Below are 15,386 nucleotides of genomic sequence, written 5' to 3'. Positions count from 1 at the left end.
TTAAATCCTTAATCGGTAAAGTGTCGTGTTCCCATTTATGGTGTGAATGGCTGCTGCCTTTGCATAAACCGGCACCCCTTTGCAATAGTGGATTTTACCGCCCTGCCATGTCTCCTGATTCCAGACCAGGAAATCCCAGGATTCATCCGGCGAGATGCAAAAGCTCATGGCCGTCACCTGTTCCTCCGGCTCAGGCAGGCTGCTTCCATACTGGAAAACAGGGGTTTTCTTAGCCTCTGTTCCCTCACCCAACAGACAGGTCCAGTCTGTGATACGGTCTGTAAAGCCGGTTTTCCTGACCAGACAGGTGCTTTTTTCTTTCTGGTTATATTGTTTGGATATAATGCAGGGCTCTGACTCAAAGGGGCGTGATCCCAGCACCGTCATTGACACATCCCCGCCGCAGCATAGTCTCCAGTATTCCCCGGTCCCGTCCTTGCCCGGTCCTGTTCGGGCAGCCTGCACGGCACTGTCCAGGTGATAATACTCCTTTACCTCATGGCTGCCGTCGCAGCGTATATCATTGACAATCATCCAGATTCCCTGGTCCACCGCCATCACCTTGCGGATGACCAGATAATGTTCGCCGGACATAAGACATCCGTGATAAGCCATTTCCCCGTAATGGACCGGCCCCTGTTCCCGGTAATAATTTTTAAAGCTCTGTCCAAAGCTGTCATACCCCCATGAACCCCTGGGCCTTCCATGGGATTCTCCGTCTATAACGCATACATTGTGGGCCTGGGCGCTCTTTAAAAACGGGCGCAGCGGTTCTTCCTCCACATAGGAGTACCTGCCGCTGTCCGCCAGTACGGGACGGCCTCTGTAATAGAGCGATATATGGGTCAAATCCGCATGTCCGTGCCCGCTTCCAAGGGGACCGCATTTCAGGTAGGTAAAATGGCTGTCCTCCTCCCAGCTGCTTCTGAAAAAAATATGCCCGGCATCCGCTGCTTCCATGGACCGGCTCTCCGGCTTTCTGCCTTCCATGGCGCGGTATCCGGCGATTCCGGCACTGCCTAGCAGCCAGGCGCTGTCCAGGTCCGCGGTTTCATATCCCGCATACTTGTACCTGCCGTCACCGGTTAGAACAGCAGCCTTCACCATCACATCCCTCACATCGGTAACATCGCTGTCACATTGGGCTATCTGAACATGATCCGGTCCCGTGGCAAAAAGCACGTAACGGCTCATCCTGTCAACTGCCTTCTCCAGCCAGTCTGTACTGCGCCAAAATTCTTTCCGGCTATCTCCATCCCCGCCAGGTTCACCCCAGCCATATCCCGCGCCGGCCTTATCAGTCCTGCTTCCAATCCGGCCGATGGCCCGGCAGGAGGCCAGCAGCTTCATACAGGCCAGAAGCACCTCCACATGATACATCATGGACTGCTCCCAGTGGGCTCCGTCATCCAGCACCTGAAGCCCAATCTGACGTTCCAGTTCCTTCCAGGCCCAGTCCTCTGTTCCGTCTGAAGGTAAATATTCGCGAAACCACAGGTACCCGCTGCATATGGATGCCGTCTGAAGGACACCCCAGTTGCTGAGCGTATATTTTCCAATGTACCTCTTCCTCAAACTGGCAAACTGGTCTTTCATGCTCTCCAGGATTTCACCCGCTTCCCTTTCCTCTATAAGTCCCTCTCCCAGAAGATGAAGCAGCAGATACTGCCAGCTCATACACCGGATTCCCGTGTCAATGGTCCTGGTGGTCACGGTTCCCTCTGGCAGTATGGGGTTTGCCTGTATCCAATGAAGCAGGAACCATTTCAGCTTTTCAGCATATGACGTATCGCCGGTAAGCCAGCCGGCAATAAGCAGTTTGTTCATGTATTCGTGACGGTTCAGCATGAAAATCCATTCCGGATCCCCGTTGGGGCTTCTGTCCCATATCATTTCCTTAAGGGTAAACGGTTCACGGCAGGGTTCCATATCCCATCTGTCCTCAAACGAAAATGTATGCGTCATGAGCCTGTCTGCCTGCGCCAGAATTTGTTTTGCCTCCTCCCGGCAGTTTTCAGTGATATGGGCGGTCACCCGTTCCTTCTCATACCAGGCTGCGTAGGCCACTGCTCTTTCTCTTACTTGTACATACCGTTCATCACCCATAGATAACTCCTTTTTATTCCATTTGGTCTTTCTCTCATTCAGGCGGGCTGCTGCGCCCCCTGTGATCTTCCATATTTATTAACCAGAGAGGGAGGCACCCCTGCTGTATGCTTCAGGCATACATGTCAAAGGGTACCTCCCCGCTTTTTTCTAGGCAATCAGATGCAGGACAGAAAGCACCACACCCAGGATAATGGTAAGGATGACCAGCTTATAGGTGGTCCACTTTTTCACTTTTATCAGGTAGAAAATAAGTCCTGTGAATAATACAGGAAGGAGCTTGGGGGCGATGGCGTCTATCATCTCCTGGATGGCCACCACCTTCTGCTGGTCTCCCGGCATATTGGCAACGTATTGAATCGGTGTGGAAATCTTCACAAAATTTACCGCAAGTCCTGAGATAACGGTCACACCTATCATGCTGGCGATGTTGGAAATCTGTTCCATCTTCGTGCTGAGGGTGGCAATGATGTTGGTGCCCAGTTTGTATCCCCACATGCCGGTGAGAAGCTTCATGGCCAGAAGAATCACGTTCATGGCCACAAAGAACAGGATGGGCCCCATAATCAGGCCGTCCTGGGCCAGGGACGCGCCAATGGTGGCGAACAGCGGCGCCAGACAGAACTGGGCGAGAGAATCACCGATACCTGCCAACGGTCCCATGAGAGCCATTTTGATGTTTCGGATTTCATTGGAAGGAGTCTTATTCTCCAGCATGACCAGATGAAGGCTGGTGATAAACGGGAGAAAATGAATATTGGTGTTAAAAAACTCTATGTTCTCCTTCAATGCTTCCTGGAGTTTGTCATCGTCGTCCTTGTACATCTTGCGAAGGGCGGGATAAAGTACATTTGCATAGCCAAGGCCCTGGTAATTGCCATAGTTAAATCCATTCTGCAGGAAATAGGCCCGCAGGGATGTTTTCATATAATCTTTTTTCTCCAGCTGATTAAATGCCATCTTCAAATTCAACCTCCACTTCTTCTACAGATTCGCCGTTTCCTTTGTCGGCATGGAAAAATACAAGCAGCGCAATGGCCGTACCGATAACAGCCACTCCCATGACAGGAAGGTTCAGGTAGGCAATGGCGATATAGCCAAACAGTACAAATGGAATCAGTTCCTTCTTTGCCATTACATTGAGAATCATGGCAAAGCCAATGGCGGGAAGCATCTTGCCTGCCACGCCCAGACCCGCGCTGAGCCATGCGGGAATCAGTGAAATCACCTTCTGGAGTCCCTCGGAGCTGAAGGCGCCGCCGAATCCGATAATAAAGCCGACCACCGCAAATACACAGACTGTTGCATTGGCAGCTATCCTGAAGCCGCGGAAATTCTTCTTATCCAGGGCCTTATAAGCATAGCTTGTAAGGGTTGTGGCAAAGGTATAGGTGGCTGTAATCACAAACTGGAAAGCCACTGCAAATGGGAATGAAAGAGCCAGGGCAGAGCCCACATCAATACCGGAATCCTTCATGGTAATGGCTATGATGGTTCCCACAATTCCCGGGCCCATGGGGTTTGGCGGTACGGAACCGCCCTGGGATACGCCAAATCCCATAAATGCCAGCTCGCCTACAGCTCCCATGGCCAGGCCGGTGGGAAGGTCCCCTAAAATAAGTCCCACGCCGGCTGCCATGACCAGGCACCGGTTGGTGTAAATTCCGAACAGCATGCCTGCCAGACAGAAGGCTGTCCACAGACCGATTAACAAACATTGAAACATACTGATTGTCACGATAATTCCCTCCTCTTAAACGTGTATTTTACAATTAAAGATACTTATTTAAATCCACCCTGGCTGCCCCGTCGTCGCCGGAAGCAGTTGTCCTGGTATTAAAGACAACTCCATACGTGTCACGCAGCTGCCTTAAGGCTGCCTTATCCTCGCCGCCCAGTGCAATATACTTGCTCACTTCCTCCTTTCCCGGAGCGTGATGGATATTGCCCACATTGATTTCCTTCACAGGTACTCCGCCCGCCACCAGCTTAAGCGCATCCTCCGGCGTCTTGCAGACAATAAAGATGGTCTGCTTCGGAGATGCCTTCATGATTACGTCACAGGTGTGCTGGATAGAGAAAAAGCGCATGGCGATGGTCTTTGGAACCACTGCCTTCATCAACGTCTGCTGCATGGAATCCTCGCTGGCCGAATCATTTGCAACGATAACCGTATTCACGCCGAGAGCTTTAATCCAGAGCTGTCCCTGTCCGTGAATCAGCCTCTCGTCAATCCTGAATGCTACTATATTAGGTACTGCCATTTCATATCCTCCTTGTTATAAGCCCATTTTGTTTATTCTCCATGGGTTTTCATGTTTTCTTACCAATATAAATTCCAGTCTTTATAGAACCGCATAAGGGCTTCCATATAATAATAGTCTCCCCAGATATTCCCCTCATCCACACCCTTGCCTGAATGCCATGAATACACTCCATGGAGCAGCACCGGATTTCCGGGTTTTATCTCCGGCGCCGTATAGCGTTCCATCAGGGAGCGCAGGATACAGTGCATGGCATGGCGGTAGGTATTCTTATCGGATTCTACCTCCGGCAGATACTTAAGCATCTCATGAATACCGCACACCCCAATGGCTGCCGCCGATGAATCCCTGGACTGATTTGAACCGTCTGTGAATATCAGATCCCAGTAACATACCTCATCCTCCGGAAGCCGGTTCAGAAAATAATTGGTCATTCCCTTAAACAGATTGAAGGCGCTGTCATCCTTGACGTATCTGTAATTCAGCGGTATACCGTAGATTCCCCATGCCTGGCCCCTGGCCCAGGCCGAGTCATCGCTGTATCCCTGTCTGGTAACGCCCTTAAGAGGTTCCCCTGTCCCAGGGTCAAAATAAAAGGTGTGGTACGCTGAGGCGTCATCCCTTATCACATTGTTGCAGGCCGCCTCATAATGCCGCACCGCTGCGTTCCGGTATACAGGGTTTCCGGTTTCCAGAAAAGCCCAGTGCAGCAGCGGAATATTCAGCAGGCAGTCAATGATCAGGCGGTAGTTGTCCCTGGCTCCAAGCTCTCCCCAGGCCTGGATGAAACCGCCCTTTTCCTGAAACCGCTCCATCAGCTTATCGGCTGCCAGAAGCCCTGCCTTCCGGCCCTCTGCAGAACCAGTCAGCTTATATCCGGCCACGCATGACAGGCTGTAGAGAAAGCCCAGATCATGGTGGTCCAGCTCAATGCGCTTCTCTACCCGGTTCAGGAAGGAATCCACATTTTTAAGAGCCAGATTTTTAAATGCATCGTCTCCTGTGTACTCGTAGCACAGCCACAGAAGTCCTGTCCAGAATCCGTCCGTCCATTCGATGTTGTCTATGACTCCGTATGTCTGGTTCCTGGTGGCTGAAGAAGGGAATCTGGTGCCAAAGTACTCCATATTGCATCTTACCTGGTCCGCCATCCGGTCCATGGCTGCCGTAACCTCTTCCCTGGTCAGAAACCCCGCTGCCTCGTATTCAGCCTTCCTGTTGATTGGTTCCACATGAATCTTCTTAATCACGTTCTCAATCCCCATCCTTTCCTTACATCGAGCCGGATTGGAATGTTAACCAATCCTGCAATCCGCCCCTGTAATCCGATTTTGTAATCCAATCCTGCAATCCGATCTTATAATTCGATCTTATAATCCGTTCTTACAGTCCGTCCTCAAATTCCGGTGCTTCCTCTTCGCTGTCCAGGGCATCCAAATCCCGCAGGCCTTCCCTGCCTGCTGCCAGCAGCGCCACCGCCAGTTCGTCCAGCCCATACATAGGTCTGGAGAACACGGCTTCCACCATGGCTGCCATGTTCACACCGGCAATTACCTTGATTCGCTTGTCTGTCCGCGCTTTTCTCAGGGCTGCTGCCGTGTTAAACGGGGTGCCTCCCACCAAATCAGCCAGAATCAGGATTTCATCCCCTTCCAGTGATTCCATGGCCTTTGCCATGGAGTCCTTCAAATCCTCTGAACTTTGTCCCATCTCAAAGTTAACCGCTTCCGTGTTGTCCGGTTTCCCGGCCACCAGGGAGACGGCGCTCAAAATACCCTCCGGAAACGTTCCGTGTCCTGTTACAATGATTCCTGTCATGCTTTTTCCTTCCTCCTGTTTTGTTTTCTCCTGTTTGTTTTCTCCTGTCAGTTTTCCTCCAGGTTTACTTCCTATTAGTTTACTACATCTTCAAGCAATCTTTTCCGTCCCCTGTAAATGTCACGTTTTAGTAAATTGGTTTACCGATATTTGGAGTATAGTACTATTCACAATGATTGTCAATATCTTCTTTTGTTTTAAATATTTTTCTCGCATATTGCATAGTACTTTTCCCTATTTTTTATGCATTTATCACATATACCATCACCATAAACTGGTAATTTCTTTATTTCCCCTCTTACTTCCCGCTGTTTCGTTTTCTCAGTAAACCTTTCAAAGTTTACCTTTCATTTTTATAGTAAACTTTCCGTCATTTCTAACCTTTAGTCTTTTTTTACTTAACCGCCACTTTCTTATGAAAGGCGGCGCTCAGATAGGCATGACAGTCTTGGAGGACGCGCAAACATACAATTAGCGAGGCAATTTAATCATCGCCTCGCCAATACCACATCCAACTATCATATTTTATTTCATCACAGCATATCCCATTCTGTCATCCGCTGTCACAAATTAAGATTCCATCTGACAGCCGCCGGATAAAATGGAGCAATTATATTCCATCTTCCTCACAGTCCTGATGTAAAGGATAGCCACCAGTCCTGTAGAGAGTATATCCGCCACAGGCTGGGCCCAGGCAAGACCGTCCAGTCCAATGGCCATTTTCAATAGGAACAGTGAAGGAATATAGATAATCCCCTGGCGGCTCAGATTGATAATAAGGGCTTCTGTTGCAGCCCCCATGGCCTGCAGTGCGTTGGAAAGAACGTAAAACATACCGAAAAGGAAGCTGGTACACAGCAGGATTCGGGCAAACCGGGCCGCATAGTTAAAAGCAGACGCTTCTGTCAGGAATACGCTGACAATCTGATTGACAAAAAAATAGCAGATTATAGTCATCACCGCGCTAAGCCCAAAGGAACAAAGTATGGAACATTTCATCACCTGCTTAAACCGCCGCCACATTCCCGCGCCCACGCAGTAGCCTAAAAGAGGCTGAATCCCCTGGCCAAAACCAATGCATATCATACCGGTAATCATGGTTATCTTCATGGCCACTCCCATTCCAGCAAGTGCCATATCCCCAAATTCCGCAATCAGGCTGTTGACAATAATTTGCGAAACACTCATAAGCAGGGAGCCCAGAGACGCAGGAATACCGATAGCCAGAACACTGCTGCACACCCGATTCCTGGTTGTAAAATCTTTCACTTGAATGCTTAAGGAGGATTTTCCTCCCTTAAAATAAAGGATGTAGTATCCTGCACCAACAATATTGCCAATCACTGTGGCAATCGCCGCTCCTGCGATATTCCAGCCAAAACCAAGAATCAGAATTGGGTCCAGTATTACGTTCAGAAGATTCCCCAAAAGCTGTCCCATCATGGCCTTCCCCGACTGTCCCTCAGCGCGGATTATATTGGAATAGCAGTTGGAAATAAGGACAAATGGACCGCTCAGGCTTACAATAGTCAGGTAAATCTCAGCAAGCTCCCAGGTATCCGCGCTGGCGCCCATCCATCCCAGTATCTGATTCATAAATAAGAAACAGGGCTGCCATAACAATGCCTACGGCAACACAGCTCCACATACAGAACGCGCACACGCTTCTGGCATACTCATGCCTGCCTTCCCCTATAGCGCGGGATATAACTGACGTACCGCCAATACCAAAAATCGTTCCTGCCGCCATAAATATAAGAAATACCGGTGTCGCCAGAGATACGGCAGCCACCTGCAGGGCATCATGTGTCTGGCCTATAAAAAAAGTATCTGCCAGATTATATATCAATACCATAAGCATAGCCGCCATAGCAGGGAGAGCATTTTTAAAAACCGCCTGAAACACAGGCGCTTTACCAAATATGTCTGCTGCATTGCTTTTTTTCATTTAGTTTTCCTCCTATCCTGGAAAATGGCGCACTCCGCCGCAAGTTAATAATTGAATAGCTGCGCCAGATAAATTCCATCATATCAATATCATGCTATTATTTTTGCTGCAAAATACCCGCTGTGCGCAGCGGGTATTTATATCAAACTGTCCCGAACCTTGCGAAGGAGGCTGCCCAGAATCCCCTGTTCTGTCTCTGTCAGACCGGACAGAAGCATCCTCTCCGCCCTTTTCATGTTATCTTCCGCTTCGCAGCAGCATTCTATCCCTGCCGGAGTAAGCCTCACCATCTTAACGCGCCGGTCAGACGGGTCCCCGAAGCCCTCTAAAAAGCCCTTTTGTTCCAAACGCGCCACAATACCTGCTGCCGTAGACTGGGCCACATGAAGTGCATGCTCCAGCTCCTTTAGTGTCAGCTGATAATCCGGCGCACCGCTCAGAGCAAGCAAAACTCCTACCTGGGCCATGGTCAAATCCTGATGGCGCAGCGCATTATTTGCATTTTTTTCCAGCGCATCATGTATCTGTTTAATACAGGCGCCGCATGAATTCTGAGCAATCATCTCTTCACCTCCTTATTACTGCAAAAAATCATAGCACAATCACTCGTATTTTTCAATAGCTTACTATTGTTTTAAAGAAAAATTTTTGGAGAACCTTCCCCATGCCCCAAATAGATAATATATATCCATTATCCATTCCATTTTTTCCTATATCTGCCCCTGCCTCTCCCTCAAACAAATACCATGTTTTGACTTCAGGGCCGCAGGCTGCTATCACAATCTGGCCGTATTCTGTATCATATAAAAGGGCTGATAACGGCCTCCTCTGCCCCAGCCTGCCTGAAATCATTCCCTTGAAGCACCAAAAGGGACCTATGCGCTTTCCCACCATATAGGTTTTGGACAGACAGCGGCACAATTCGCTCTTTTCCTTCAGAGAGGGACTTGGCTCTATTCCTCCCTTTACACAGTCCTGTGGGGCATCACCTGTTCTTCTTTTCAGCAATCCGTACAGGGCAGCATCACACAGGGCAGATTCTTCCTTCCTGTATCTCAATGTCTTTCTTTCCATATATCTGCCCTGGTTGCAATAGATGTCCAGCCTGACATTTTCTCCTTTTTCGGTAACACAGATTCCCACCATATGGTTAATATACTCCATACTCCTCCTTGGTTACACTCGATATTGCGGTCTTTGTTTTCTTATTTATTTCAAACGTATTAACAGAGTGGAATACACCCGGCTTTTCTTCCCAACCTGCCAAAACCTCTATGGTGTCTTTTGTCTCGTACTGCACCCTGTATTCCATCTCTTTTTCTTCATCCTGGTAAAGCCCTGCCTCTGCCATCATATTTTCCATGAGATACGGGGCGTTTGCCCGGTTGATGGCAGGCTCTTTTTGCCACACGCCGGTTTCCGTGTCCATATAATACCAAATGCCGTTAATCTGGTTCCAGCCTCGTACCGTCTCCCCGTCATCCTTCTCATAGAACCAGCCCATGGGTTCCTCAATCCAGCTTCCGGCCCAGGCTGTTTGGGCGGACAGCGCAAGTACCGCTGCCGCTGCCCCCATACCTGTCATCCATCCTGCCACCCTGATTTTTTTCATCCATATCCGTCCTTTCGCCTGACCCTTATTCTATATCAGCTATGCCCAGCACCGCCCAATCGTATGTGTCCATGGCCTGCTGCAACGCCAAATCCGCTGCTTTATAATCTGCTTCCTTCTGCACGTAATCCAGTTCTTCCATCAAATACTCGTCCTTGCTCAGCATACCAATTGCATATTTGGTATCTGCCTGCTGCTTATTTATCCGGGCCTTCTCATATCCTGTCCTGGCCTGCTCCAGGGCATCCCGCTTTATGGCTGCATCTTCGTACAGACGTTTCATTTTCGATGTCAGCTTCTGTTCCCCGTCTTCCATGGTCCTAAGCTTATAATTGGAGCTGGATGTGGAATCCACCTTCAGTGAATGACGGTCGCTGATCAGCGTATAATTGTTCCCTATTGCCTTTGCGGTATCTTCCTCCAGGTTCATGGTTCCTATCCTGGAGGGGTCCGCGGCCGGAATGGACGCAACCTGAAGGCTTCCGTCCGCCTCACGTCCAACCATCAGACACAGACTGTTATATATACTTTCCATATTGGCTTCCACCTCAGCCAGAGATGCCTGAGCTGCCAGCACCTGATTCTTAAATGAGAGCACCTCCGCGGCGGCAGCAGTCCCCGCCTGCTCCTTTACAGTTCCAAGCTCGTACTGTGTCTTATACAGTTCCTCCATCTTCTCAAGGGTATATTTTTGCTGCCTCAGCGTCTCATAGCTCACCATCAGAGACTGGGCTGCCACGGTCATCTGCCGTTCCGTCTGTCTCTGGGTACTGGTGGAGGATGCAGTTTTTTTCATATTGTCCAGCATCTTATAATAGGAGCTGGCTGCCGCCTTGTAGGTTTGTTCCTGGGCAGTATAATAAGTATACTGTTCCGCATTGCCTGCATCCTTAGCGTCATCCTTGTCAGAATCAGCCCGTCCCTGATAAAGTTTTAATTCAGCCCAGGCATTCTCATAGTCCATGATGGTTTTGTTATAGGAATCCGCCACCTCCAGGACCGTGGGATTATAGGTCCGTATCATGTCCTGAAGTTCCGAATACTCCAGCACATCATCCTTCAGTTTTTCATTCCTCTCCTGTCCCAGATACTCCTCCTGGCGGTCCGTATCTCCAGGTCCGTTCTGGGCAGCCGCGGCTGCCGTCAATGCCGTTACTTCTGATAATCCGGCTGCCAGGGACAAGGAAAGCATAGTGATGAGAAAACGCTTCCTTCCTGTTCTTCTCCTTTTTTCTGCTCTGCCTGTTATCCTGTCCATTCTATTTCCGCACCTCCTGCTCTGCCTGCTCCCCGCCGTCTGTCCTGCACGTCCGCCCATTGTCTCCTACTCTGCCGACGCCAGCCCCTTCACAGACCAGTCATAGGTTTCCATGGCCTGGAACAGGCTGACGGCCGCCATTTCGGCATTTAAACGGCTGCTTTCCATTTTATACTCCTGCTCCTTATATTCCAGGCTGGTCATCATGCCGGCCTGAAGCTTTCCGGCTGCAATATTTGTATTGGTTTCCTCCAACTGCGCCTCTGCCACCGCCTGTTCATAGGAAAGCCTGGCGGAAAGCACGTTTTTATACGCGCTGGAAAGGGATGCCCCTATCTGTTTTTCATTATTCCTGATTTTAGTTTCCAGAGATTCCCTTGTTGTCTTTGATCTGGCATTTTCCAGCTTGCGCTTATTTATTTTCAATGTATAGTTGTTTTCCAGGGCTGTCTCCAGATCCCGGTCCGGATCCATGCCGTCAATGCGGCTTACATCCATCTGCGGCAGCTCCTTTATATCCGGCGAATCATTATGCTTCCATCCCAGGGAAATGTACAATTCCTCCTTCAGATTCTCTATCCCTGATTCCAGTTCTTTTATATTGTTCTCGCTGCTTTGCAGACTTTCCTTTGCAGTAAGCACATCCACTGCCGTAACCGTGCCGGCTGCCTGCTTTACCTGTTCTAAACTATATTTTTCCCTTGCCAGCTCCAAGTCCGTCTGCTTTTGCTCCAGCTCCAGCTGTTTTTTATGATAGGATATCATGTTGGACTGCGCCGTGGCCGCCAGATTATCCTCGGCCATCTCATAGGTCAGGAGATATATTTTGCTGTCCTCCAGTGTATTGTCTGCCTGTTTCAGCATATTCCTCGCCTGAATATCCAGCTGAAGGTCTGACATCATGGAACCGGCGTCTGTCTCTCCAGACATGTCATCGTAAAAATCCTGAGCCAGATCATTGTACGCGTCAGCCACATCGGAATTGGTATCCCCATAGTCCTCGCGGAATTTCTGGTAATCATACTGGTTATTTTGAACCGTTGCGTTGTATTCATGAATCAAATCCGGAATTTCATCGTATTCTATTACATTGTCCTGCAGCCGGGCCCACTCCTGCTCTGTCCTGGCAAATTCCGGACTGGCTCCCAGGGCTGCCATGGGGGGCAATCCCCCCATGACAGCTGTCAGCGCCAGAACCAGGATGCAGCGGCCATTTGCCATAAAGGTCATCTGTGGTTTCATTCTTCACTCCTCCCCTTATCCTTTCTGTTTCTCTTAAGGTTCTTCTTAAAGCTGCCTGCAATTACCGGCCAGGGTTTTCTCCTGCCGCCTCTTTTTTCCTTTATGATTTTCCTGTTTCCGCTCATGAGCTTATAGTATCCGGGCAGCATCAGCAGACACATAACCGTGGAAGCGGTCAAACCGCCAATGTTTACAATTGCCAGTCCCTGGGTCATATTTCCTGAGTTTCCGATAGCCATGGCCATGGGAATCATGGAAATGATTGTTGTCAGGGTTGTCATAAGAATGGGCCTGATTCGGGTTGCTCCTGCTTCAATCAGCGCGGTGTCCATGTCCATGGTCTCCCTGTACTGGTTAGCCGTATCTACAAACAGAATACCATTATTCACCACCGTACCAATTAACATCAAAAATCCAATAAGGGATACCATACTAATCTTACAGTTTGTTAAAAACAGCAGTCCAAAGGCTCCTATTAAACTGAATGGTATGGTAGTCATAACCATGAAGGAATACCTGGGCGACTCAAACTGGGCCGCCATAACCACGAATATCAGGAATACGGCCGTTCCGATGGCCTTATAAAGGGCTGAAAACTCCTCGTTCATAGAGCTGTCAATGGAATTGAGGCCTATACTCACAGACGGAGTAAGATTTGGCGTTACCACTTCCTGGTTAATCCGCATCTTGGTTTCCCTTGTGGCCAGCTCTGTATACTCACCGCTGATTGTCACCTTATATTCCTTATCTTCCCTGGAAATACTGGCCGGGCTGTCCACGAACTGCACATCAGCCACATCCGTCAGCGCCACTGAGCCTCCGCTTCCCGTGGTCAGAACAAGGCCCTTTACCTGGTCAATGGTCTTATAATCCTCATCCGAGTATTCCACTTTTACATCTATATCGTTTCCGTCTATTTCAATTTCAGTGGATTCCACGCCGCTGATCGCATTGTGAACCGCGCTTCCTATTTTGGACGCGCTTAATCCCGCTGCCTGAGCCTTCAGGGCATCCACTCTTATCTCCACTACCGGAGAAGAATTTTCCAGATCCGAATGTATCTTTGTCACGTCATCCCGCTCCATAAGCTGGGTCACAATCTTATTGGAGATGCTCTTTACTTCGTCATAATCAGCGCCCTTCAGAATCACTTCATAGCTTTCCAGGGCCGAGGACATCATGCTCATGGATGAGCTCATTTCCACGGATATATCGCAGTTTCTCACATCCGCCAGCTGCTTTTTCCACATCTTAACCACATCCACCGTATCCATGTCCCTGTCGTCCTTCAGATACGCGTTTATGGTAGCTGAATCATCAGCACGTATTCCGCCTCCGCCGTAGCTGGTCATGTAAGATTCCAGATTGGAATCCTGAACAATAATCCCTTCGATTTCCCTGAGAATCTCATCCGCTTTTTCAGTCATAAGTCCCGGTCTTGTATCAACAGATATCGTAATCTCACCGTTATCATCTGAGCCCATCAGCTCCATATCCAGTTTTGTTGCCAGGAACAGAGAAAACATCAGCAATCCTATGGAAATGAACATGACAGTCTTTTTTTTAGGCAGTATCACGCGCATCGCGCTGCGGTATGTGTCCTGAAGCCTGTAAACCGGTTTGGACAAAGGCGCCTTCTGTCTTTCCCTCGGCCTGTAAATCATATAGCACAGCGGAACTACCGTGACAGCGGATATCAGGGAAGCGGTCAGACAGAATACAATGGTAAATCCGAGAGGTTTAAACAGCTGCCCTGTCATGCCCTCAAGAAATGCCAGAGGAATAAATACCACGCAGGTGGTGGCAGTACCGCCAAGTACGGAAGCGCCCACGACCCGGGTTCCCTCCAGAGCGTTGTCCATAAATTCCACCAGACCCGCCTTTTTTTCAGAGGAAGCCGTGGCTCTGAAACAGCTCTCCAGCACTACAATCGAGTTATCCACCATCATTCCAACCCCCAGGGTCAGGGCGCTCATGGTAATTACATTGAGTGAAAATCCCATCAGATCCATAAGTATAAATGCTGCCAGAATAGACACTGGTATGGAACTGCCCACTATCAGGGAGGCTTTAATATCTCCGAAAAAAAGCCATATGATAATCATTGAGATCACAACCGCCATGATTAAGGTTTCAACAACAGACATCAGGGACTCCATAATGGAATCAGATGAGTCGTCCACCAGAATGATATTCAAATCCGGGTCCTCTGCCATCAGACGGCTGATGGTCTTTTTTACCTGGTTTGACAGTTCCATTGCAGTAGCGCTCTGCTGTTTGCTGATGGAAACAGAAATCGTGTCGTTTCCGTCATAACGGGCTATACTGCTGCTGGAGTCCGTGGTTGTATATACATTTGCCACATCTTCCAGATATACCGTATCCCCGCTGGGCACAGTAAGAGGAATTTTCTTCAGATTTTCCACTGTGTTATAGGTCATACGGGTGGATACTGACAGCTCCTGGCTTCCCACCTGCGTATCCCCCGCCGGGTAGGAAAGGTCTGCAGCCTGGATATCCGACGCGATAGAAGAGATAGAGACCTTATACTGGCTTACCTTTTCCGGTATCACCTCGATTTTCACGTATTCATCCGAACCGCCCCGAATGCTTACATCAGCGGCAACCGCTATCTTTTCAAACTCCGGCACCAGCTCGTTGTTCACGTAGCTGTACAGATTGTTCTGAGACGCATTGTCAATGGCCAGAGTAATATCCGCGGCTGAATCCATGTTCAGTTCCATAATTACCGGCGTATCCGCGTCATTCGGCAGCTGAGTGGTCACCAGATCGATTTTTTTCTTCAAGTCATCATACGCCTCATCCGTATCCGTACCATACTCATACTCCAGCATTACCATAGACATACCCTCGCTGGAGGCGGATGTAATGGACTTAAGGCCGCTGAGAGACCCCACCTGGTCCTCTATCTCTTTGGTTATCAGATCATTTACGTCCTCCGGGTTGGCTCCGGAGTAGTTAGTTAAGACCAGAAGCATAGGCATATCCATTTCAGGCGTCAGCTCCATTGTGGCTCCGGTTACCGACGTATAACCAAAAAATATAAGGCAGAGTATGCACATTATGGTAGTCACCGGCCGCTTTAGGACATATTTTGTTAAATTAATCATACCTTTA

12 protein-coding genes and 1 pseudogene are annotated in these 15,386 nt (G+C 49.1%); all 13 read right to left on the bottom strand.

Annotation, left to right across the window (positions count from 1 at the left end; translation table 11 throughout):
- The 13 genes and pseudogenes from CGC65_RS09955 to CGC65_RS09890 all read right to left on the bottom strand — a co-directional run bounded on the left by CGC65_RS09955 (nt 1) and on the right by CGC65_RS09890 (nt 15,379).
- Nucleotides 1-2,106, bottom strand: coding sequence for a heparinase II/III domain-containing protein (locus tag CGC65_RS09955; protein ID WP_002569539.1), 2,106 nt, complete (start codon nt 2,104-2,106; stop codon nt 1-3).
- Nucleotides 2,107-2,256: 150 nt separating this feature from the next.
- Nucleotides 2,257-3,066 (bottom strand): PTS system mannose/fructose/sorbose family transporter subunit IID, encoded by an 810-nt coding sequence (locus tag CGC65_RS09950; protein WP_002569540.1) that lies wholly within the window; start codon nt 3,064-3,066, stop codon nt 2,257-2,259.
- On the bottom strand, nt 3,056-3,844 hold the full coding sequence (locus tag CGC65_RS09945; protein WP_002569541.1) for a PTS mannose/fructose/sorbose/N-acetylgalactosamine transporter subunit IIC: 789 nt from the start codon (nt 3,842-3,844) through the stop codon (nt 3,056-3,058). Before CGC65_RS09945 ends, CGC65_RS09950 begins: the two co-directional genes overlap by 11 nt.
- A 34-nt stretch (nt 3,845-3,878) precedes the next feature.
- Nucleotides 3,879-4,370 carry a PTS sugar transporter subunit IIB gene (locus tag CGC65_RS09940; RefSeq protein ID WP_002569542.1) on the bottom strand — a complete coding sequence of 164 codons (492 nt, stop codon included), beginning with the start codon at nt 4,368-4,370 and terminating at the stop codon, nt 3,879-3,881.
- Nucleotides 4,371-4,429: 59 nt separating this feature from the next.
- The gene (locus tag CGC65_RS09935; protein ID WP_002569543.1) at nt 4,430-5,635 is read right to left on the bottom strand and encodes a glycoside hydrolase family 88 protein; all 1,206 of its coding nucleotides are present in this window, start codon (nt 5,633-5,635) and stop codon (nt 4,430-4,432) included.
- Nucleotides 5,636-5,753: 118 nt separating this feature from the next.
- Complete coding sequence (locus CGC65_RS09930) at nt 5,754-6,188, bottom strand: PTS sugar transporter subunit IIA (RefSeq protein ID WP_002569544.1); 435 nt, start codon at nt 6,186-6,188, stop codon at nt 5,754-5,756.
- Nucleotides 6,189-6,758: 570 nt separating this feature from the next.
- A pseudogene (locus CGC65_RS09925) lies at nt 6,759-8,043 on the bottom strand (MATE family efflux transporter).
- A gap of 230 nt (nt 8,044-8,273) precedes the next feature.
- Entirely contained in the window at nt 8,274-8,699 is a 426-nt protein-coding gene (locus CGC65_RS09915) for a MarR family winged helix-turn-helix transcriptional regulator (RefSeq protein WP_002569547.1), read from the bottom strand.
- Nucleotides 8,700-8,751: 52 nt separating this feature from the next.
- Entirely contained in the window at nt 8,752-9,300 is a 549-nt protein-coding gene (locus CGC65_RS09910; RefSeq protein WP_002569548.1) for a hypothetical protein, read from the bottom strand.
- Nucleotides 9,287-9,748 (bottom strand): hypothetical protein, encoded by a 462-nt coding sequence (locus CGC65_RS09905; protein WP_002569549.1) that lies wholly within the window; start codon nt 9,746-9,748, stop codon nt 9,287-9,289. Before CGC65_RS09905 ends, CGC65_RS09910 begins: the two co-directional genes overlap by 14 nt.
- Nucleotides 9,749-9,773: 25 nt before the next feature.
- Entirely contained in the window at nt 9,774-11,006 is a 1,233-nt protein-coding gene (locus CGC65_RS09900; protein WP_002569550.1) for a TolC family protein, read from the bottom strand.
- A 66-nt stretch (nt 11,007-11,072) separates the two neighbouring features.
- Nucleotides 11,073-12,248, bottom strand: a complete 1,176-nt coding sequence (locus CGC65_RS09895) for a TolC family protein (RefSeq protein ID WP_002569551.1) — start codon at nt 12,246-12,248, stop codon at nt 11,073-11,075.
- Nucleotides 12,245-15,379, bottom strand: a complete 3,135-nt coding sequence (locus tag CGC65_RS09890) for an efflux RND transporter permease subunit (RefSeq protein ID WP_002569552.1) — start codon at nt 15,377-15,379, stop codon at nt 12,245-12,247. The genes CGC65_RS09895 and CGC65_RS09890 overlap by 4 nt, the downstream gene beginning before the upstream one ends.
- Nucleotides 15,380-15,386: the final 7 nt, after the last annotated feature.

Origin of the sequence: Enterocloster bolteae (assembly GCF_002234575.2) — a bacterium.
GTDB lineage: Bacteria > Bacillota > Clostridia > Lachnospirales > Lachnospiraceae > Enterocloster > Enterocloster bolteae.
This window is presented reverse-complemented; position numbering and strand designations above follow the sequence as displayed.

Coding starts and splice junctions, on each gene's coding strand:
- CGC65_RS09950 (WP_002569540.1), bottom strand. CDS start 3,066: ATGGCATTTAATCAGCTGGAGAAAAAAGATTATATGAAAACATCCCTG.
- CGC65_RS09900 (WP_002569550.1), bottom strand. CDS start 11,006: ATGGACAGGATAACAGGCAGAGCAGAAAAAAGGAGAAGAACAGGAAGG.
- CGC65_RS09940 (WP_002569542.1), bottom strand. CDS start 4,370: ATGGCAGTACCTAATATAGTAGCATTCAGGATTGACGAGAGGCTGATT.
- CGC65_RS09935 (WP_002569543.1), bottom strand. CDS start 5,635: ATGGGGATTGAGAACGTGATTAAGAAGATTCATGTGGAACCAATCAAC.
- CGC65_RS09955 (WP_002569539.1), bottom strand. CDS start 2,106: ATGGGTGATGAACGGTATGTACAAGTAAGAGAAAGAGCAGTGGCCTAC.
- CGC65_RS09930 (WP_002569544.1), bottom strand. CDS start 6,188: ATGACAGGAATCATTGTAACAGGACACGGAACGTTTCCGGAGGGTATT.
- CGC65_RS09895 (WP_002569551.1), bottom strand. CDS start 12,248: ATGAAACCACAGATGACCTTTATGGCAAATGGCCGCTGCATCCTGGTT.
- CGC65_RS09905 (WP_002569549.1), bottom strand. CDS start 9,748: ATGAAAAAAATCAGGGTGGCAGGATGGATGACAGGTATGGGGGCAGCG.
- CGC65_RS09915 (WP_002569547.1), bottom strand. CDS start 8,699: ATGATTGCTCAGAATTCATGCGGCGCCTGTATTAAACAGATACATGAT.
- CGC65_RS09910 (WP_002569548.1), bottom strand. CDS start 9,300: ATGGAGTATATTAACCATATGGTGGGAATCTGTGTTACCGAAAAAGGA.
- CGC65_RS09890 (WP_002569552.1), bottom strand. CDS start 15,379: ATGATTAATTTAACAAAATATGTCCTAAAGCGGCCGGTGACTACCATA.